Raw genomic sequence first — 20,054 nt, 5'->3', positions numbered from 1 at the left:
GGCTTCAGGCTCCTGCCTGTCTACCGGTTATGTGGCGCAATGCGCCCTTCAGTGCGGTGAGATCTTCGGCGTAACTCCAGCCCGAAATGATCTCGCGGCTTCGCTGTCCCATGCGCTGTGCTTCACCAGAAGACAAAACCTTTTCAAGCGCATTGCGAAGTGCGTCGACGTTTCCAACGGGATACACGTAGCCATTTTCGCCATGCGCGACCAGATCGTCTGCGCAGCCGACATCGTCGCTGACCACCACTGCCAGCCCTGCGGCCATGGCTTCGTTCACGATCAAACCATAGGCCTCATGGCGGGCAGGAAGGACAAACACAGTACTGAGATCAAAAAAACGGGGTAGCTCACTCTGGTTGCGGAAGCCTGTGAAGCGAACATCCTCGGTTGCACACGCCGCGACTGCTCGTTGCTCCAGCATCTCGCGCAGCTCACCATCGCCAACAATGAGCAGGTACGGTCGTGGAGTGGTACTGTCTCTGAGCTGCAGGAAGGCTTCCAGCAGCTGGTCTGCGTTCTTGCGGCGAATGAGTTTCGACGCGTAAAGAATCACCGGTCTCTCAGGATCGAGACCCAGTTCCTTCTGCAGTTCTCCACGAAGCGGAGTGGCCTGAACTGTCTTCCGCGCAAAATAGGCGTTGTCGACAGCGTAGGGCATCAGAAACACCGGAAATTCGTCACCAAAATAGTATTTCCAGTAGACTGCGTTTCGCTGTCCCACCGCGAGGATGCCGTCTACCATGCAGCGAAGCGCATCGAAGAAAAGACGTTTGATGCGCAGCTTATTCGCCGTGCGTGGCCTCTCACCCAGCCACGAGTCTGTACGCAATAGAACAGGAATACCGAGCGCCTTTGCGGCCAGGAAGGCATGCATTGAGTTCATGGTCGAGTATCCGTGGACCCACACTGCATCGAACGGCTTGCCATCAATGCCTCGAAGGAAAGCCCGAAAGAAACCTCTCGAAATAGGCCGGGTTGGCGACGGAGTATGAGTATCGCGCCAGCGAGGAAGCACTGTGAACCGATACCCCTCCGTCAGGGGAATATCCCATTCCACACTCACCCCAAAACCTGCGTCCTTGTAGCTTCGCAAAGAAAAGTCGGAGCAATAAAAGACGTGCAGATCTATTCCCGGCTCTGTAGCGATGCGCCGCAGCAGTTCCGCCTGGTATTGAATCGGATGGCTGACGACATACGCCAGCCGAACCCGTTCATTCGTTGAAACCATCGATCTCCTGTAATGCCATCAACCGTCGAAACGACTAAGCATTAACGTAGAAGCGCAGCCATAGATACGGCGAGGCTAACCAAAACGGTCGCGTTGCTGGGGCGGAAGATGCTTCTGAGCACACTCGTGGGAACAAGAATGATGTCGTTCGCCTGCAACACGGGGTCGGCCGCTTTACCTTCCTGAATATCTTTCAGGTGTAGAGGAACGACAGTGCGAGTATTTCCGGTTGTGCGAACGAGAACCGAATCGTTCCGACTGGCGATTTCTGAGGTACCTCCGGCGGAGGCGATAGCCATGGACACAGTTATAGGCCGCGATCCCGACAAAACGTGTGTTCCCGACGCGAGAACTGCGCCCACAACATAAAACGCTCCCACATTTCCAGTGGTAATGACATCGCCCGGGAAAATAGGGATGTTAGAGGCAACACTGGTGGACGGATCATTTCCCAGATCCACATAAATTGGCTCAGCCAATCCTGGCCGATCTATTTTGATGACGGTGCTGGCAGTTTCGGGCAGACCACCGGCGAGGGAAAGCACGTCCAGAAGACGGCGTTGACCGACGAGCGGCAAGGTTTTGCCGATGGCTCCTACCAGTGTGACGACATGGTCAGGCATTTCGGAGATCACCAGATTTACCTGTGCGTCGTGGAAAAGCCCTTGGTCCTCGAGAAGACGAGCGATCTTCTGTTCTGCGGCCGTAATGGTCAGGCCTCCGATACTAACGATTCCGGCCAATGGGAGATGAATGTTCCCATCGAGCGACACCCGCTCCGTATCCAAATAGGAAGGAGTAACGCCAAAGACGGAAATACCCACGACATCATTTGGGAAAATCGTCATGTCCTGCTGTGGAGGAAACAGGACTACCTGATCCGTGGTGAGGGGGTGGCGTACATTCAGCCCTGGAGCAGAAGTGGCCGCGACGCCCGTAAATTGCGCGTGGCACCATGCCGTTCCACCCAGCAAGAGAGACGCAAGAAAAATGAAGTCATAAAACTTCTTCATGCTTCGTCTCCTTTGTTGTTCCGTTCGCTGTCGTTTCCGTGCGATTCCCATGATTCCGAGTCGATGTTGGAGTAGCTGTATCCCGAGTATCCGTAGTAGCCGTGGTATTCGGGGGCGTTGATGTCTACAGAGTTCAGGACAACTCCGGTCACGGCCGCACCGGACCGTACCAGGAGGTCACGCGCACGCCGCACGACGTTGCGGCTGCTCTTACCGTGGCGCACCACCATGACGATGGCATCCGCGTAGTGGGCCAGAATGACAGCGTCCGTTACGGAAAGGATCGGCGGGGAATCGATCACGACGTGGGTGTACAGTTCGCCACATTGCTTCAGAAGATTCTGCATGCTCTCGGACGAGAGCATTTCAGTGGGGAAGGGCGGCACCGGACCGCTGCAGAGCACATCCAGATTCGGAACCTCGGGAACGTTCTTCGCTGCTTCTTCCAGGGTGGCTCCGCCGGACAGCACCGTGGACAGACCAATGCGGCCGTTCAACCCAAAGCGATGGTGCACATTGGGACGTCGAAGATCCGCGTCGATGAGCAGAACCCGAGTTTCCCGTTGCGCCAGAATCGCGGCAAGGTTTGTTGACACAGTGGTCTTGCCCTCGGATGGCGTTGAACTGGAGATAAGGATGAATTTTGGGGGATGGCCCGTCGTTGCCAGCAGCAGAGCGGTTCGAAGAGATCGAAATGCTTCCGAGAACTGGGACTTGGATGTGGCCAGGACTCCGATATTCGTCTGGGCCACCGTCATGGCCCCCGAGCCGTCGGATGACATTCGACGCACGCGAGGGATGATACTGAGCGACGGAAGTTGTGTGATGTGTTCCACTTCCGCAACACTACGGATGCCGGTGTCGAGGCTCTCCAGGGCAAATGCAAGCATGACACCCAGTACCAGGCTAATGATCAGATCTCTGCCCAGGATGCTGGAGCGCGGCGTGATGGTGGGTCCAACCGGTTTGTACGCAGGATCGACGACGTCGATCTCAAGAGCGTCAAGACCGGCCTGAACACTGGCACTTCTCAGCTTGGCAAGCAGTGCTTCATAGAGCGCTCGGTTGGTCTCGTAGTCACGCTGACGGAGTGTGTATTCGACCAAATCGTCGCGTAGACGGTAGGACTGGTTCTTCTGATCTTCGAGTGCCGCTTCCGTCTGGCTTTCATTTGCCTGTGCTGCCACCAGGGCCTGCTTGGCATCGGTAACCATGCGCGTTTCTTCGGTCTGGATTTCCCGGTCCACTTCACGCAGGTGAGCCTGCAAGGCGAGAATCTGAGGATTCTTCGGCCCCAGGGTGACACTGGTTTGCGCGATCGTCGCTTTCGTCTGCGAGGCGTCATCCCTCAACCTGGAGAGTTCGGATTGCCCCTGCCCCTGCCCCTGCGCTTGGAGGTTGCTTTCCATCAGTGTGGGGTCGGAAGAAGATAGGACGCGATAGCGAGATTCCGCTAGGATGCGTTGCACCTTAGCCATGATTGCAGCGTTGCTGAGTGCTTCAACAGCGGCTGTGACCTGAGTGGTGACGGGTTTACTGGCGTCCGCCCCTAGGCCCAGCACACCGATCTTCTTTTGAAGATCCATCAACTGTTCTTGAGAAGCTTCTACCTGCTGCTTCAGGTCGTCCAACTGTCCCTGCAACCACTGCGAGACTCGTTGGGTTGAGGCGAAGCGGCTCTCAAAGGAACGCTGTTGATAGGCATTGATGAGATGGTTGACCAGATCGGCAGCAAGTTGAGCCTTGCTGGCGGTCACCGCGATGCGGATCATCTGCGTTCGGGGAATCGACGCTACTTTGAAGGAATTCGCGAGCTTGCCAACAACAGCCGCGCGGACGATCGGATCGTTGATGTTCCGGTACGGGCCGGGTCCCATGAAATCTGGATTGTTCGCCAGATTCATTTCCTGCGCGACGCTCAACATCAGCGAGTCGCTGCTGATGATCAGAACTTCAGTTTCCAGGTCTTCCGACTGCAAGCTGCCCGTGAGGTTTCCGGTCGACACGCCCAGGGATGCTTGTCCATTCGGTCTGGCCACTTGAATTCTGCCGCTGGCGGTATAGACGATGGGCTGCGTGGCGGCCTGATAAACGGCATACAAAATGCCGAGTATTGCCGCAATAATGAGGACCCATTTGCGTTTTCGCAGCACGTTCAGGGCTTCCGAAAGTGCACTTTCTGCGGTAATAGCGCTGAAACTGGCGTTGGCTTCAGGCACTCCGCGCTCGGCTGGCTGATTCGTGAGGGGCGGCATCTCTCAAGATCATAACCTTCTTTGTTGCAACTGGAGTGAATGCCCAACGGAGGTCCTGGGACCTACGGCTAAAGACCCCTCTGTGGACAATGCTGTGAGGTATGCTGTCTTCATGGGAAAGACTGTGGATATCGCGGTTGTAGGTTCCGGTTACGTCGGCCTTGTGGCTGCCGTTTGTTTTGCTGAGATGGGGCACCATGTGATTTGCGTGGACAACGATCCCGCAAAAGTAAAGGCCCTGCAGGGCGGAGATAGCCTCATTCATGAGGAGCATCTTCCTGAATTACTGAATCGTTACCGCAATAATCGCGTTGAGTTCACCACCGATCTGGGCGCTGCAACCGAGAAAGCTGCAGCGATTTTTATTGCCGTGGGAACCCCGCAGTCTGAGACAGGCGACGCAGATCTTTCCTACGTGGAAGCCGTTGCTTGCGAAATCGCACGCCATCTGAAGACGTACAAGGTAATCGTCGAAAAGAGCACCGTGCCCGTCTATACCAACGAGTGGATCCGCCGCGCAATCGAGCGTAATGGTGTGGATCGCAGCCTGTTTGATGTTTGCTCGAACCCCGAATTTCTGCGCGAGGGAACCGCTGTGTCGGACTTCCTGCACCCGGATCGCATCGTTGTAGGTGCGGATTCGGAGAAGGCAGCCCGGTTGTTACAAGAAATTTATGCTCCGCTGACCTCCGGCGATTACTACAAGCAGGAAGGAATTATTCCCGGAGATTTCACATCAGACGCGCCGCCGCCGCTCCTGCTCACTTCCACGAAGAGCGCAGAGATCATCAAGCACGCATCGAATGCCTTCCTGGCGCTGAAAATTTCATTCATTAATGCTGTCTCCAGCCTCTGCGAAGCCACGGATGCCAACGTGCAGCAGGTGGCGCAGGGAATGGGCCTGGACACGCGCATCGGACCGCGCTTCCTCCGCCCTGGTATCGGCTACGGTGGATCCTGCTTTCCGAAGGACGTAGCTGCGTTCCGTTCTGTTGCAGAACAGATGGGCGTGGACTTTTCGTTGCTGACAGAAGTCGAGCGTATCAACGCAAACCAGAAGAAGCGCTTCCTTGCGAAGGTGCGTGCAGCCCTGTGGACGCTCCGCGGGAAGAAGGTTGCCGTCCTTGGACTGGCATTCAAGGGCGATACGGACGACATCCGCGACAGCCCCGCCATTGAGATGGTGAAGATGCTGATCGCGGAAGGATGCTCGATCACTGCCTACGATCCGGCTGCGATGGAGCGTACACGCGCTGTACTGCCTGAGTCGGACAAACTGCGGTATGCCGATGGCATCTATACGGCAGCAGAAGACGCTGATGCGTTGCTCATCCTCACCGATTGGAATGAGTTTGGCGCGCTCGATCTGGAGAAGCTCCGTACGGCGCTGCGTTATTCCATCATTGTCGATGGTCGCAATATGTACGACCCGGCAAAGGTCGCGGATGCGGGCATCACCTACTACAGCGTGGGACGCCCGGTGGCGCATCCTGTCCGCGAAACGGTCAACGCGTAAGCGAGAGGATTGCAAGACATGGCGCAATGGAAGCGCGTTCTGATTACAGGCGCGGCAGGTTTTCTTGGATCGCATCTGACGGATGCTGTATTAGCCGAAGGTGCAGAGGTTGTCGGCGTCGACAATCTCTGCACGGGCTCGCTTGAGAACCTGGCGCACCTGAAGTCAAACTCAAAGTTCTCGTTTGAGCAGCAGGATATCTGCAAGCCGTTTGATTTTGGCCAAGTGGACTTCGTGTTTAACTTCGCGTCACCTGCCAGCCCGGTGGATTACATGAAGCTGGGGCCGGAGACGTTGCGGGTTGGTTCCGATGGCACGGTGAACGCGCTGGAAGTGGCGAAGAAGTACGGCGCCGGATTCCTTCACGCGTCTACTTCGGAGTGCTACGGCGACCCCGAACAGCATCCGCAGAAAGAGACCTACTGGGGGAACGTGAATCCCATCGGTCCGCGCTCGGTCTACGACGAAGCGAAGCGATTCTCTGAGGCCACGATCATGGCCTATCACAACTACTACAAGGTGCGGACGAGCATGGTGCGCATCTTCAACACGTATGGCCCGCGCCTGCAGCCGAACGATGGCCGTGTGATCAGCAACCTGATGATGCAGGCGCTCCAGGGACAGGATCTGACGATCTACGGTGACGGATCGCAGACGCGTTCGTTCTGTTTCCAATCGGACCTGGTGCGCGGCATTGTGGCGCTGGCAAAGAGCGGCGAGCCCCTGCCGACGAACATTGGAAACCCCGAAGAGTGGACCATTCTTGACTGCGCGAAAACGGTGCTTGAAGTGACCGGGTCCAGCAGCAAGATTGTTTATCGACCCATGCCACAGGACGATCCAAAGCAGCGCAAGCCTGATATCACCAAGGCAAGAACGTTGTTGGGATGGGAGCCGAAGGTGAATCTGCGTGAAGGTTTGGAGCTTTCCATGGATTACTTCAAGGGGCGGGTTGCTGCAAGTGCATAGCTCGTCCTACATATAAATAAGAAGGGCATGGCAGACGCCATGCCCTTCTTATTTACACGGACTTCATTGTCACGCGAGCTTCTGAGAAGCGTCTAGATCAGACCGCGAGCGCGCAAGCGTTCTTCCATTCCCGCCACGGAATCAGCCGCCCCGGGAACCGCGATGGCGTGAATGACCGAGCCGCCCCAGCCGTTGCGAGCACGCAGCAAAGACTCCTGCATCACGCGGCATACAGCCACTGCATCTGCTGCGTCTGCCGGGAGTATCGGAACCTGGGTGGACCTCATACGCTTTTCCGCAACAGCTCTTGATTCCGCTTCGCCCTTTGCAATCACGAGCAGGGGCAGATCGTTGGACTCCATCAATTTCAGAGTCCCTTGGAGTGCAGGAAAATCCTGGAGCAGAACGACGGTCACAGGCTTCGGCTCACGTGTGGCATCCATGGACCGCAGTGCCATGCCGGCTGCGACCGAAGCGCATTCTTCAGTTGACCCGTTACAGACGACGGTGTGAAGCGATGCAACGGAAATGGGAAAGTAACTTTCCACAGCAGTCTTCAGGAGCGGAAGTTCACCAGCCGTGACTACGGTGTCGCGGCGATGCAACTGCGAAAGAATTCCGACCAGTAGTGATTCCGGCTCTGCCATTGCGGATGCCTTGGCATTTCGCGTTACGCCCGTCCATGTAGGGGCATCCCGCTTTGCGCTGCGAAGCGCCTTCATGGTTTCGTACATCTTCCGCATCGCGGCATCGCTGATCGGTGGCTTACCCAAGCAGGCGTTCTCCCAGTTCTGGTGGCAGTGTGAAGTTCGAGTATCGCATTACAAGCGCCTTCGCTCCATAGCGATTACGCATGAAGTTCGTTTCTTCGAGATGGATTGTTGAGAGGCGCAGATTCAAGGCGGTAGATTACTCGTCTTCGCTTAGCGCAAGGTCTTCTGCTTCCGTCTTGCGGCCTCGTTGCAGAAGGACCTGAACACGGCCTTCCGCCGCATCCAACTCCTTCTTGCAGGATTCGGACAGAGCGACACCTTGTTCAAAAAGCGCGAGAGATTCTTCCAGGGGAAGGTCTCCCTTTTCGAGTCGTTCCACGACGCTTTCCAGCGACTTTAATTGCTCTTCGAAGGTTGCCATGTCTGTTTCTGATCCTACTCTGCCGTGACTGGTACCAGCAGTGCTTCCAGTACTTCTGCTGCTGCAACGTAACGGGCGAAGGGAGCACTTACCTGCACGCCCTGCACCATGGGCTGCGCCTCGGCCAGCATTTCCTGCGCAATGCGGATACCTTCTGCTCGCGATTGCTCCGGTGTCCCGGCATGCGCAGCCATGCGATGCAGAATCTGATCCGGCATGCGCACCTTCAGATCGTTCTTCATAAACTCCGCATTCTTCACGCTTGTGAGCGGCCAGATACCTGCGACGACCGGAATGCGGAAACCCTCGATCCGCTTCAGGAATGTCTCCAGCAACTTCAAATCGAAGACGGGCTGTGTGATGGCGAACTCTGCTCCCGCCTCTACTTTTGCTGCGAAGCGACGAACTTCCATATCAAGATCCGGCACGCCAGGATTGGCCGCGCAGGCGAGCACAAACCCGGTACTCGCGCCAATGCTCTGACCGCCAATGTCGAGGCCGTGATTCATGTCGCGCAGCACACGCGTCAGGCCGACGGCATCCACGTCAAAGACGCCTGTCGCATCGGGATAATTGCCCATCTTCGGCGGGTCGCCCGTAAGGCAAAGGATGTTCTTCATGCCGAGCGATGCAGCTCCGAGGAGGTCGCTCTGAATGCCCAACAAATTGCGGTCGCGGCAGGTAAAGTGGATGACCGTTTCTATGCCGATCTTCTGCTCAATCTGCAGGCACAGGCTGCTGGCGCTCATGCGTGTGCTGGCGCGTGGGGAGTCGGGCACGTTGATGGCATGCACGCCGAGCTTCTTCAGCATGCGTGCGCCTTCGAGTTCGCGCGAGGGATCGAAGCCCTTCGGCGGAACGATCTCTACCATGGTGACGAATTCGCCGATGGCAATGCGGCGGCCAAGCTGTGATCGCTCTGCGAGTGGTGCGGGCTCGATCAGTATTGCGGAAGGCTTATCGCCCACCTGCGCCACTCCTTCTGCCTGCGACTGAATCGCCTTTACGCTAGAACGCATGGCGCGAATGTGTTGTGGCGTGGTGCCGCAGCAACCGCCAATGATCGTGGCGCCCAGACGCATCGCCTTGCGCGCGAAGCTGGCAAGATACTCCGGCGACGAAAGATAGATGCTTCGACCGTCCACGCAACTGGGAACACCCGCATTGGGCATCGCGGCGATCGGCAGGGAAGTCACACGGCGCATGCGCTCAATGGTGTCCAGTACAAGTTGCGGACCATCACTGCAGTTGCATCCGATGGCATTCGCGCCCCACTCACCCATCAGGCGTGCCGCCTCTTCGGGTGATGTGCCGTCCGAGACATTGCCTGCATCCGTCACGGTGATCATGGCGATGATGGGGAGATCGGCGCCTACCTGTCGGATGGCGTCTATGGCCGCTTTCGCTTCAGCCATGGAGGTCATCGTTTCCACCACGAACAGATCCACGCCTGCATGGGCCAGCGCCTGAGCCTGTTCGCGGTAAGCCTCGATCATGACGGTTGCATCCCGAGCCGGTTCCGGCAGACCGAGCGGACCGAGCGCGCCAGCAATATAGGCATGGTGGGCGTGCTTCTCACGGACGGCGTTAGCAGCTTCACGGGCGAGCTTTACCGCGGCAGCGTTAATCTCTGCCACCTTGTCTTCCAGTCCAAAGCGCTTCAGCCGTATGGCATTCGCGCCAAAGGTATTGGTCTCCAGAAGTTCCGCACCCGCAAGGAGATATTCTTCGTGAATATCGCGGATCATCGTCGGTTCGCTGAGGTTCAGTTCGTCGAAACAGCGATTGATAAAAATGCCCCGCGCATACAGCATGGTTCCCATAGCGCCATCGCACAGGATGGGGCGAGAGCCGAAAATGCGGTCGATGCTGGGCAGAGAAACGTCAGACATAGGTATCTTCCTATCCTACTTTGTCCAACGCTTCGCCGTTCTGATCGTCCAACATGGTACCCGCTCTGCAAATCAGCCTGTTTGCTTTGGTATACTTTGGCAGGTTGCGGACAGGGAGATTCCCGCAGCAACATTGAGGTTTTCCGTTGAAGAGTGTTTCCGTTGCGCGGTCGGCAACCGCCCTGCTGTGTGCCACCGTTGTTGTTCTCCTGACGGGTTGTGGGTATCGCCCCTATAAGACCACGGAGAATCAGTTCGCCGGTCGTCCCGTACCGCCGTCGAAGCTGACCCAGCGCGTGATGGTCGCCATCTCGCAAGCATCGTTACTTGGTGGCGGTCTGGAAGTTCTGGACGCTAAGCGCGATATCCGTTCCAACGTCTACGTGGCCAACAGCACCACGATGATCGGCGCTTACAGCAGCAATGCGAAGAGCATCATCAACTATCCAGAGCAGATGCGCGGCTACGTGTACAGCACGGATGGTGCCATCAATACGATCAACTACTCAACGGAGGCGGCATCCGGTACTACGGCATCCACCACCGGTGCGTTGTCTTCGTACTTCGTGTCGCAGGACGTGTACTCGGTTCTGACTGCCGTTGAGAGCAGTGGCTTGTTCGTGATGAATGCACCGTCGACGGCGTCGGCCACAACGAGCTCGGTCATGACGACATACGCATTCCCGGTTCCCAGCGTATACAAGGTGGTGGCGAACCCGTCCCACAGCGTGATCCTGCTGATGCTGCGCAATTCGAACAACGTTTACCGTGTTCTGCAGCTCAACGCCAACCAGGCTGGAAACCAGACGCCTCCTGCAAATTCGCTGACCTGCATGCCGGTAAATAATCCCGTGTACTGCATCGTCCCGGTTAATGCGCCGGATGGCACCAGCAATGGCACTCCGCAGCCTACTTTCCACAGACCCTACGATGCGTACTTTTCGCCGGATGGGTCGCAGGTGTACTTCCTGAACTGTGGTCGGGAGTGCGGCGGAACGACAGCAACGGGCGATGGTGTAGCTGGTGTTTCCTTTGTTGACCTGAACACGCTACGTATCGACTACTATCCGCCGAATGGAGCAGCTGTTTCGCCGTCAACCACCTTTGTTCCTGTCCCAGGCGGCGCTACGGCAGCTATCTCCGACGGCAACACGCTGTACGTATCGGGTCAGTCGTTGCAGACGGACGGTCTCTTTGGCGGCAACCTTTCGGTGATCCCGCTGTCCACCAAGACCATCTCGGCGACTTATTCCATCTCCGATGGAACGCATACGAAGATGCTCTTTGCAGATAACAACACGCTCTGGATTGGTTCTTCCAACTGCGCAAGCGGCGAGCGTGCGGCGCACAGCCAGAACTACAACTGCCTGACTCGCTACGACATCACGAACAGGACTGCAGGCATTGTCCCCAATGTCACACCGGGTGGTTCGACGACCGTGCCCTATCCGAATGAGAATCTGGACAGGTACTACTACGGAAGCCTGACTGGTCTGTGCTGGGTGGAAGGTCTGAACAAGGTGTACACGGCGTACGGTGGCCAGGTTCATGCCTTCAACACCGCTGACGGTTCGGAAATCGATAACACGAACATCACGGTGCAGGGAACAGCGACCGACGTGGCTTATATGGATGCATCCACGAACGTAGCCAACTAACTCCGCATCACAAGAACACAACAATGGCCCGCTTTATGAGCGGGCCATTGTTGTGTGTCGATTAGTCTCTTTTAACGGCCTCGGCTGAGTCGTGCCAAGTCGCGTAGGTACTGCTTCAACGGACGTGCGGGGCGTCCCCAGAAAACCTGGCCAGCACCAAAGAGCTTCTTGCCGCTAAGTACGCCTGCGCCTCCACCAAGAATCACGCCCGGACCAACCGTTGCATGCTCGCCCATGCCGACCTGTCCGCCGAGGATCGCTCCGTCTTCCACCACCGATGAGCCGCTGATTCCGGTTTGTGCTGCGATGATTACGTTGCGTCCAATGCGGCAGTTGTGGCCGATGTGCACCAGGTTATCGATCTTCGTACCTGCGCCGATGCGTGTCTCTTCCAGTGCGCCGCGGTCGATGGTGGTGTTCGCACCGATCTCCACGTCGTCTTCAATTACAAGCGCACCCTGTTGCGGGAACATCAGGTAGCTACCGTCAGGTCTACGGGCATAACCAAAGCCGAGCGCGCCAAGTATCGCTCCTGCCTGGATGCGTACACGATCCCCGATGACGACGCCGGGTTCAATGACAACACGAGCACCGATGAGACACCCGTTGCCGATGCGAACGTTAGCGCCAATAACTACGCCGGGACCGATGCTGGTGTGATTACCAATATGTGCGGTCACGTCTATCACTGCGGTGGGATGAACGCTCGTTGCAGCCAAGGGGTGCAGCCGATCTCCAATAATGGAGAACGCCAGTCGAGGGTCCGTCACCAGCACAAGCCGATTGTCGTTTGATTCTGCGGCGATCTTTGCGGCGGCAAGAATGACTCCAGCGCGAGACTGCAAAGCACTCTGTAAAACGTCTGGAGACGAAGCAAAGACGGCCGCATGAATGTCAGCATCATCGAGAGAGCTGACACGCGTAATCTCGCCCTCAAAAGGCGAAGAGGCAGCCCTTCCATCGGTCCATTCTGCAATCTCTGCAATGGTCGCCATTAAACTAACTCACCTTGTTTTGCTGTGCGCGATACCGGCAATGCAGGTTCAGTTGAAGAAGTACGCCGTTTGTAAATCGGAGGTTCGCCTTCAGGACGTGTCTTCCAACGGCGATGCAGCCATAACCACTGATCCGGATAGCGACGGATGTAATCTTCGGTGACTCGTGCGAAGAGAGCGGTATTCGCCAGCGCGTCGGCTTCGGCATCGTCCGTCTTCTGCAGTTGCAATTCTTCGCCGAAGGTCAGCACATAGCGCGACTCTTCTTCGGACCACAGAAGAAATCCGGGAATCACAGTCGCGCCCGTTTTGCGTGCGATGCGTGCCAGACCGCTTCCAGTGCATGCGGGTATATCGAAGAAGGGAACGAATACACCTTGTGGCGGCGTCATGTTCGTGTCCATCAGAATGCCGACCGCTTCGCCGCGATGCATAGCCTTGATGATGCCGCGCGCGAAGTCATCCTTGTGCAACACGCGGTTGCCATGCAGACAGCGAATGCTGTTTACAAAGTTGTCCACCAGCGGATTGTCCAGTCGCCGTATGACCATACCCATCGGTTCGCCCAACAGAGAATGGACAAAGCTTGATAGCTCCCACGCGCCCAGATGTCCGGTGAGTACAAGGACGCCTTTGCCCTTTGCCTTGGCCAACTGATAGTGATCCAGGCCTTCGTAGCGCATGACTTCTCGCTGCACGAACTCCGGCGAGTACTTCGACATCTGGCAAAACTCAGCGAGCAGCCATCCGAGATTGCGATACGTTTTTTGCAGAATGGCGCGGCGCTCCGTGGCGCTCATTTTGGGAAAAGCAATCTGAAGATTCTGCTCGCCGGCGGAGGAGAGTTTTCCTGCGAGTTTGCCTGCAAGCGTGCCGAGCCACGCACCCAGAGCGCGCGCTGTATTCCGCGGCAGGACTCGTAGCATCCCAACGATCAGACGCAACGCGGCGTATTCCATGCGCTGCCGCATCGTCACCCGAACACGCTCTGTCCCAGAAGCATTCAACCCGAACAGTGTACTGCTATTTCGATATGGAAAACATTGGGTGCGGGAGGCTTACTTCTGATTCAGACCTTGCAGATAAGCAAGATAGGAAGAAAACTTTTCCGGGACAGAGCGGTAGTAAACGTTTAGTCCCTCTTTGCGCGATGTGATGAGGCCGAGGTCCGTGAGCACTTTGAGGTGATGCGACACCGTTCCGGGTGAGAGGGCGTGCTTCTCACAAACCTCTCCGCAGTAAACCTCATCGCCTTCGGCGATCTGCCTGTAGATAGAGAAGCGGCTCGGCTCTCCCAGTGCCTTCGCGATCTGTGTCGCCTCTTTTTCTTTCATCGCGCTCATATCTATCAGACGTGGCTACCGGCGCAAATATTCAAAACGTGTGAATCCTGAATCCAACTATTTTGACGTGCATCAAAGTAGTCGAAATGCAAAACGTCGCATTGTGGAGACGTCGTTATGTGGATAGTCCGTCTTGCGCTCAATAAGCCTTACACATTTATTGTAGCGTCGATTCTCATCCTTGTTCTTGGGTTTTCTTCGATTGCGACGACTCCGACGGACATCTTTCCCAACATTGATATTCCGCAAGTTACGGTGATTTGGTCCTACTCTGGTCTACCCGCCAAAGAGATGGAACAACGCATCACGACGTTTAGCGAGTTCGTGATGGCTGTGGTCAACGATGTGAAGTCGATTGATTCGCAAACTACGAATGGTGCGTCCGTCATCAAGATTTCGTTCCAGCCCCAGGTGCGTATTGATGCTGCCATGTCGCAAGTGGGCGCTGCGGTGAACTCCATTCGATTCCGAATGCCGCAGGGCGTGAATCCACCATGGATTCTGAGGTTCAGTGCGTCTACGGTACCGATCATTCAGTTGTCTCTTTCAAGCGATACGCTGTCCGAATCAGAGATTTATGACTACGGTTTGTTCCGTGTTCGTCAGCAATTGACGAAGGTCCCAGGGACACTTCTGCCCACGCCTTATGGCGGCGTTGCACGGCAAATCATGGTGGATCTTGATCAGAACGCGCTTCTGGCGAAAGGTCTTACGCCGATTGATGTGACGAACGCTATCAATGCGCAGAATGTCACTCTGCCTTCTGGTACTGCCAAAGTCGAGAACACCGAGTACACGGTCAGTACTAATTCCAGCCCTGTCGATGCATTGTCTTTGAACGATGTGCCTATTAAGCAGGTAAATGGCGCGATGGTGTACATGCGCGACGTTGCCCACGTACGCGATGGCTGGTCTGTACAGCAGAACGTCGCAAGAGCCAACGGAAAGCCTGCTGCACTTCTCACCATCATGAAAACAGGTTCGGTGTCTACGCTGGATATCGTCAAGCAGATTAAGGACGATGTACTTCCTGCATCACGTGCAGCAGCGCCCAAGGGCTTGAAGATCACCGAACTTTTCGATCAATCCATCTTCGTAAAGGCGTCGATTGTTGGCGTCTTGCGTGAAGGATTGATTGCTGCTTCGCTTACGGCGCTTATGATCCTGTTATTTCTTGGAAGCTGGCGCAGCACGCTTATCATCGCAATCTCGATTCCGCTTTCCATCCTGAGTTCCATCATCGTCCTCAGTGCACTTGGGGAAACGATGAATACGATGACTCTCGGTGGTCTCGCACTCGCAATCGGCATCCTGGTTGACGATGCGACGGTGACCATTGAAAACATTCATCGTCACATGCACGGGCAATCGCTTCGCGAAGCTGTTCTTATCGGTGCGTCGGAGATCGCAACGCCCACACTAGTTTCGACGCTCACGATCTGCATCGTGTTTGTCTCGGTTGTCTTCCTAACGGGGCCTGCAAAGTTCCTGTTCACTCCCATGGCGCTTGCAGTCGTCTTTGCCATGCTCGCTTCTTATGTGCTCTCTCGCACGCTTGTCCCGGTTCTGGTGAACTTCCTTCTTGGTGCGGAGCATAGCTTCGAGGGGAACTCCATCGAAGCTGGCAATGCTGGTGCGCCATCCTTCTTTCGTCGTATCAACGAGCGTTTCAATCAAGGATACGAGCGCTTTCAGCATCGTTATACCGCAGCGTTGGGAACATTCCTTGCCCATCGTCGAAAGGCACTATTCGCTTCGGTAGCGGTGATGCTTTCAGCCTTCGTGTTGTTGCCATTTATCGGCCGCGACTTCTTTCCCAGTGTCGATGCGGGACAGATCAAGTTACATATCCGCACGCGTCCCGGAACCCGGATTGAGAAGACGAAAGTCATCTTCAGCCAGGTGGAAGAGGAAATCCGCAAAACGATTCCTGCCGATGAGACAGAACTCGTGATGGATAACATCGGGCTTACGCCGGAAACGTTTAACTATGCCTTTGGTGATGGATCCACGATCAGCAGTGCTGATGGCGAAGTTCTCATCGCGTTGAACGAAAAGCACCACTCCACGCAGCGTTACATTAAGCAACTTCGTGCTGAGCTCCCAAAGAAGTTTCCTGATGCGACGTTCTTCTTTCAGCCTGCGGACATGGTGACGCAGATCCTGAACTTCGGGCTTCCGGCGCCAATCGACATCCAGATACAGGGATACGATCCAGCAAACTATGCCATTGCAAAACGTCTACGCGAGCAATTGGCCACTGTACCTGGCGCTGTTGACGTGCACATGCACCAGGTAGTGGATGCGCCGGATCTTCATCTCGACATTGATCGTGTTCGGGCGGCGCAGTTTGGGCTTACGCAGCAGGATGTAGCAAACAGTCTGTATGTTTCGCTAAGTTCCAGCGCTGCGGTGCAGCCGAATTTCTGGCTCGATCCGAAGATGGGTATTACTTACACGGTTGCAGCCCAGACACCGCAATACAGCATTGACTCCATCAACGCGCTGCAAAATACGCCGATCCCGATGCACACGATAGCGAATCGGACAGAGGTGTTGGGCAACATGGCAACACTTCGTCCGGCCATCATGCCCGTTGTCATCAATCACCACAATGGCGCACCGGTGTATGACATCTATGCGAACACACAGGACAGTGATCTTGGCTCTGTAGCTGCCAAGGTGAATCGCATCGTGAAACAGGAGAGTGCCAACCTGCCGGCGGGAACGAAAATTGTCATCCGGGGTCAAGTGGAAAGCATGAATGAGGCATTCACGCGCCTGGGTGTCGGCCTCACGTTTGCTGCGCTGCTGGTCTATCTGTTGATGGTTGTGAACTACCAGAGCTGGCTCGATCCGTTCATCATCATCTGCGCTCTACCTGGTGCGTTCTGCGGTATCGTCTGGGCGCTGTTCCTCACCCAAACCACTTTCAATGTGCCATCACTGATGGGTGCCATCATGTCGATCGGTGTCGCTACGGCCAACTCAATTCTGCTGGTTACTTTTGCAAACGAACTAAGAGCTAACGGTGAGTCGCCTCTGCGGGCTGCTGTAACGGCGGGTTTCACACGCCTGCGCCCGATCATTATGACGGCTTGCGCCATGATCATCGGCATGTTGCCCATGGCTTTGGGAATGGGCGAAGGCGGCGAGCAGAATGCTCCATTGGCCCGCGCTGTTATCGGCGGACTCAGCATTGCAACATTCGCAACTCTTTTCTTTGTTCCTTTGATGTTCACGTTGATTCACGGAAGAAACACCACTCAGGAGGCCGCATGATCACGCAGGAAATTCCGACCGGCGAGCGCGTTCAGACACAAAAAGGAAGCCGCATCAAAGCGGTTGGATTGGGAGCTGTTATCGCAGTTGCCCTGGTTGCCGTTGGCGCTGTGCCGCGCATTGCAAGCTATCGTGAAGCGCTTGCCGCAACCAACGATGCTCCGGTAACGCATCCCGTTGTCACAGTCATCCACGCACAGAAGGGTGAGCCCACTTCACAGCTCATCCTGCCTGGGAACGTTGAACCTCTCTATACGGCGAATCTCTTTGCTCGAGTGGACGGTTACGTGGATCGCCGCAATGTCGACATTGGGACAAAGGTGCGCGCAGGACAGGTTCTTGCTGTCATTTCCTCACCGGAAATCGATCAGCAACTGAGCCAGGCAAAGGCAACACTTGCTCAATCGCAGGCCACATTACTTCAATCGCGTGCAGCGCTGGAGCAGGCAAAAGCAAACGCGGAGCTGGCGCGCATTACCAAAGAGCGCAATCTGCCTCTCGGTGAGCAGCACGCCATCTCGCAACAGATCGTCGATTCAGCTGTGCAGACGCATAACGCTCGAGTGGCTGACGTTGCAGCTGCAAATGCGAACATCGCAGCAGCGGAGGCGGCCGTGGTTGCAAACCAGGCAAACGTGGCGCGGCTACAGCAGATGCAGGGTTTCGAACGTATCGTTGCACCCTTCGATGGTGTGATTACGCAACGAAACATTGAACGAGGTGATCTTGTTAGTGCGACTGCGCCTACTGGTGGGAAGCCACTCTTCAGCATTGCGCAGAGTGACACGCTACGTGTCTACGTCGACGTGCCGCAATCGGAAGCCGTGAATATTCGTGATGGGCAGAATGCTGTCGTACAGGTAAGTGAACGCTTTGGACGCAATTACAGCGGAACTGTCACGCGCAATGCGTCTGCGTTGAACGACGCTGCGAGAACGATGCGAACGGAAGTACAAGTGGCGAATGGCGACGCATCGTTGCTACCGGGTATGTATGCGCAGGTTCACTTCACCCTGTCGCAACAGCGTGCATCGCTTGTCATTCCTACTAGCGCGCTCGTGGTCGATGGAGCAGGAATGCATGTCGTGACGGTCAACTCGCAACATAATCTCCATTTCGTTCCAGTCACGATTGGCAAAGACATGGGCAAAGAGATTGAGGTACTGGCTGGGTTAAATGGCGGCGAAGCGCTGGTCGCCAGCCCGAGCGATGTACTCAGTGAGGGACAACATGTGGAAGTCCGCTGATTCAAACCAATTGCTTTATCGTGCAGGGTGGGTTGCGACTGCAGCCTTTCTGATACTCCTCATTGCGGGTTGCAGGGTGGGACCAAACTACGCACGCCCTGCCGTAACCACGCCGCAGGCATATCGTGGAGCGATAGCGCCTGCAATCGCAAGTGAGCCGTCCATTGCAGAGCAGGATTGGCGCACGATCTTTGCTGATCCGGTGCTTCAGAGCCTTGTTGATGAGGCGCTGAAGAATAACCTGGACCTGAAGATTGCGGCGCAGCGCATCCTTGAAGCGCAAGCCCAAGTGGGAATTGTTCGGGCGCAACAACTGCCCAGTATCGGAGCGGGTGGGAGCTTCAGTGCTCTTCAATTGCCCGCAGGGCTTGCGAACAAGAACGCAGACGGCACATCGAATGACTTCATCCGTGGAGGCGGCTTCAGTGCTTCAGCTGCGTGGAATCTTGACTTCTGGGGACTCTATCGCCGTCAGACGGAAGCCGCGCGAGCGGAGCTTCTGCAGACAGAGTGGGCTCAACGCGCGACACGTGCGTCTCTCATCGAAGAGCTTGCGACAGCGTACTTCCAATTGCGCAGCCTCGATTCGCAGTTAGAGATTACGCAAAACACGATTAAGGCGAGGGAAGACTCACTTCATTTGACACAGTCGCTGGAGAAGTACGGAGCAGGTTCACGCGCGGATACTCGACAGGCCGAAGAGCTTCTCCATACGGCGCAAGCGAATCTGCCCGAGATTCGACGTCAAATCGCAATTCAGGAAAACGCTATCAGCGTGCTTCTTGGTCACAATCCGCAGGACGTACAGCGTGGTCTGAGTGTGACAGAACAACCGCATCCTGCATCTGTGCCTGCAGGGTTGCCATCAGAGTTGCTGGAGCGACGGCCAGACATTCGCAAAGCGGAAGCAGAGTTGATGGCCGCCAATGCGCGTATCGGTGTTGCAAAAGCGCAGTTCTTCCCACAGATCTCGCTTACTAGCATGGGTGGTTCTGCAAGCAATCAGTTGCAAAGTATCTTCGAAGGCAAAAATGCGTACTGGTATGCGGCCGGTTCGCTTACACAGCCGATCTTTGCCGGTGGACGGATCACCAGCAACTATAAGTACTCGCAAGCGCAACAGCAGGAGATGTTGGCGAGCTATCAGAAGGCAATTCTCAATGCATTCAAGGACGTATCCAATTCACTCGTGACATATCGAGAGACGCAGAATTCTCGCGAGGAGCAACATCAAGTGGTGGTCTCAGCAGCCGATGCTGTCCGTCTGGCGCGCCTGCGTTATTCGGGAGGGAATACCAGCTATCTTGAGGTGCTCACGACCGATACAGATCTGTACGATGCCCAGTTGAAGCTCGCGCAGGCAGAAGCGCAAGAAGCTGGTTCGCTTGTGAACCTTTATGCGGCGCTGGGCGGAGGGTGGAAATAAGGCCCTCTGACAGCCGCCTAAAGGCGTCGTGCTGAAGCTGTTAAAACAACATTCTTAACACTCCACCGCTTCCCATCTTCATTGCAGAGACTT

Annotated in this window: 15 protein-coding genes; 6 read left to right on the top strand and 9 right to left on the bottom strand. The window is 55.8% G+C overall.

What is annotated here, in order from left to right; genetic code table 11:
- Positions 1-4 precede the first annotated feature (4 nt).
- From M504_RS03915 to M504_RS03905, 3 genes are read right to left on the bottom strand one after another with little or no spacing between them, the layout of a single operon-like run.
- Complete coding sequence (locus tag M504_RS03915; RefSeq protein ID WP_047488220.1) at positions 5-1,231, bottom strand: glycosyltransferase family 4 protein; 1,227 nt, start codon at positions 1,229-1,231, stop codon at positions 5-7.
- A gap of 41 nt (positions 1,232-1,272) precedes the next feature.
- Positions 1,273-2,244, bottom strand: coding sequence for a polysaccharide biosynthesis/export family protein (locus tag M504_RS03910; RefSeq protein ID WP_052200334.1), 972 nt, complete (start codon positions 2,242-2,244; stop codon positions 1,273-1,275).
- Entirely contained in the window at positions 2,241-4,499 is a 2,259-nt protein-coding gene (locus tag M504_RS03905; protein ID WP_052200331.1) for a polysaccharide biosynthesis tyrosine autokinase, read from the bottom strand. Before M504_RS03905 ends, M504_RS03910 begins: the two co-directional genes overlap by 4 nt.
- Positions 4,500-4,611: 112 nt before the next feature.
- On the opposite strand from M504_RS03905, the gene M504_RS03900 reads away from it, so the two are divergent.
- Both M504_RS03900 and M504_RS03895 read left to right on the top strand, forming a co-directional pair.
- A complete protein-coding gene (locus tag M504_RS03900; protein ID WP_047493353.1) occupies positions 4,612-6,015 on the top strand; it encodes a UDP-glucose/GDP-mannose dehydrogenase family protein in 1,404 nt (467 codons plus the stop codon).
- A gap of 18 nt (positions 6,016-6,033) precedes the next feature.
- Positions 6,034-6,984, top strand: a complete 951-nt coding sequence (locus M504_RS03895; protein WP_047488217.1) for a UDP-glucuronic acid decarboxylase family protein — start codon at positions 6,034-6,036, stop codon at positions 6,982-6,984.
- Between the two features lie 92 nt (positions 6,985-7,076).
- On the opposite strand, the gene M504_RS03890 is transcribed toward M504_RS03895, so the two are convergent.
- From M504_RS03890 to M504_RS03880, 3 genes are all read right to left on the bottom strand, one after another.
- Positions 7,077-7,757, bottom strand: coding sequence for a hypothetical protein (locus tag M504_RS03890; RefSeq protein WP_156993501.1), 681 nt, complete (start codon positions 7,755-7,757; stop codon positions 7,077-7,079).
- A gap of 136 nt (positions 7,758-7,893) precedes the next feature.
- The gene (xseB, locus tag M504_RS03885; protein WP_047488211.1) at positions 7,894-8,118 is read right to left on the bottom strand and encodes an exodeoxyribonuclease VII small subunit; all 225 of its coding nucleotides are present in this window, start codon (positions 8,116-8,118) and stop codon (positions 7,894-7,896) included.
- Positions 8,119-8,132: 14 nt separating this feature from the next.
- Entirely contained in the window at positions 8,133-10,010 is a 1,878-nt protein-coding gene (locus M504_RS03880; protein ID WP_047488209.1) for a bifunctional homocysteine S-methyltransferase/methylenetetrahydrofolate reductase, read from the bottom strand.
- A gap of 146 nt (positions 10,011-10,156) precedes the next feature.
- On the opposite strand from M504_RS03880, the gene M504_RS03875 reads away from it, so the two are divergent.
- The gene (locus M504_RS03875) at positions 10,157-11,668 is read left to right on the top strand and encodes a hypothetical protein (protein ID WP_047488206.1); all 1,512 of its coding nucleotides are present in this window, start codon (positions 10,157-10,159) and stop codon (positions 11,666-11,668) included.
- Between the two features lie 71 nt (positions 11,669-11,739).
- On the opposite strand, the gene M504_RS03870 is transcribed toward M504_RS03875, so the two are convergent.
- The 3 genes from M504_RS03870 to M504_RS03860 all read right to left on the bottom strand — a co-directional run bounded on the left by M504_RS03870 (position 11,740) and on the right by M504_RS03860 (position 13,997).
- Complete coding sequence (locus M504_RS03870; RefSeq protein ID WP_047488202.1) at positions 11,740-12,663, bottom strand: UDP-3-O-(3-hydroxymyristoyl)glucosamine N-acyltransferase; 924 nt, start codon at positions 12,661-12,663, stop codon at positions 11,740-11,742.
- The gene (locus M504_RS03865; RefSeq protein WP_084214070.1) at positions 12,663-13,634 is read right to left on the bottom strand and encodes a lysophospholipid acyltransferase family protein; all 972 of its coding nucleotides are present in this window, start codon (positions 13,632-13,634) and stop codon (positions 12,663-12,665) included. Before M504_RS03865 ends, M504_RS03870 begins: the two co-directional genes overlap by 1 nt.
- An 87-nt stretch (positions 13,635-13,721) precedes the next feature.
- On the bottom strand, positions 13,722-13,997 hold the full coding sequence (locus M504_RS03860; protein ID WP_232296147.1) for a helix-turn-helix transcriptional regulator: 276 nt from the start codon (positions 13,995-13,997) through the stop codon (positions 13,722-13,724).
- A gap of 126 nt (positions 13,998-14,123) precedes the next feature.
- On the opposite strand from M504_RS03860, the gene M504_RS03855 reads away from it, so the two are divergent.
- The 3 genes from M504_RS03855 to M504_RS03845 are packed head-to-tail and all read left to right on the top strand — an operon-like array spanning position 14,124 to position 19,961.
- The gene (locus M504_RS03855) at positions 14,124-17,288 is read left to right on the top strand and encodes an efflux RND transporter permease subunit (RefSeq protein WP_047488200.1); all 3,165 of its coding nucleotides are present in this window, start codon (positions 14,124-14,126) and stop codon (positions 17,286-17,288) included.
- Positions 17,285-18,535, top strand: a complete 1,251-nt coding sequence (locus M504_RS03850) for an efflux RND transporter periplasmic adaptor subunit (protein ID WP_047488197.1) — start codon at positions 17,285-17,287, stop codon at positions 18,533-18,535. The genes M504_RS03855 and M504_RS03850 overlap by 4 nt, the downstream gene beginning before the upstream one ends.
- A complete protein-coding gene (locus M504_RS03845; RefSeq protein WP_052200326.1) occupies positions 18,519-19,961 on the top strand; it encodes an efflux transporter outer membrane subunit in 1,443 nt (480 codons plus the stop codon). The genes M504_RS03850 and M504_RS03845 overlap by 17 nt, the downstream gene beginning before the upstream one ends.
- The last annotated feature ends 93 nt before the right edge of the window (positions 19,962-20,054 follow it).

The organism is Terriglobus sp. TAA 43, assembly GCF_000800015.1.
Taxonomy (GTDB): Bacteria; Acidobacteriota; Terriglobia; order Terriglobales; family Acidobacteriaceae; genus Terriglobus.
Note: the sequence above shows the minus strand (reverse complement) of the source record. Positions and strands in the feature narration are given on the sequence as shown.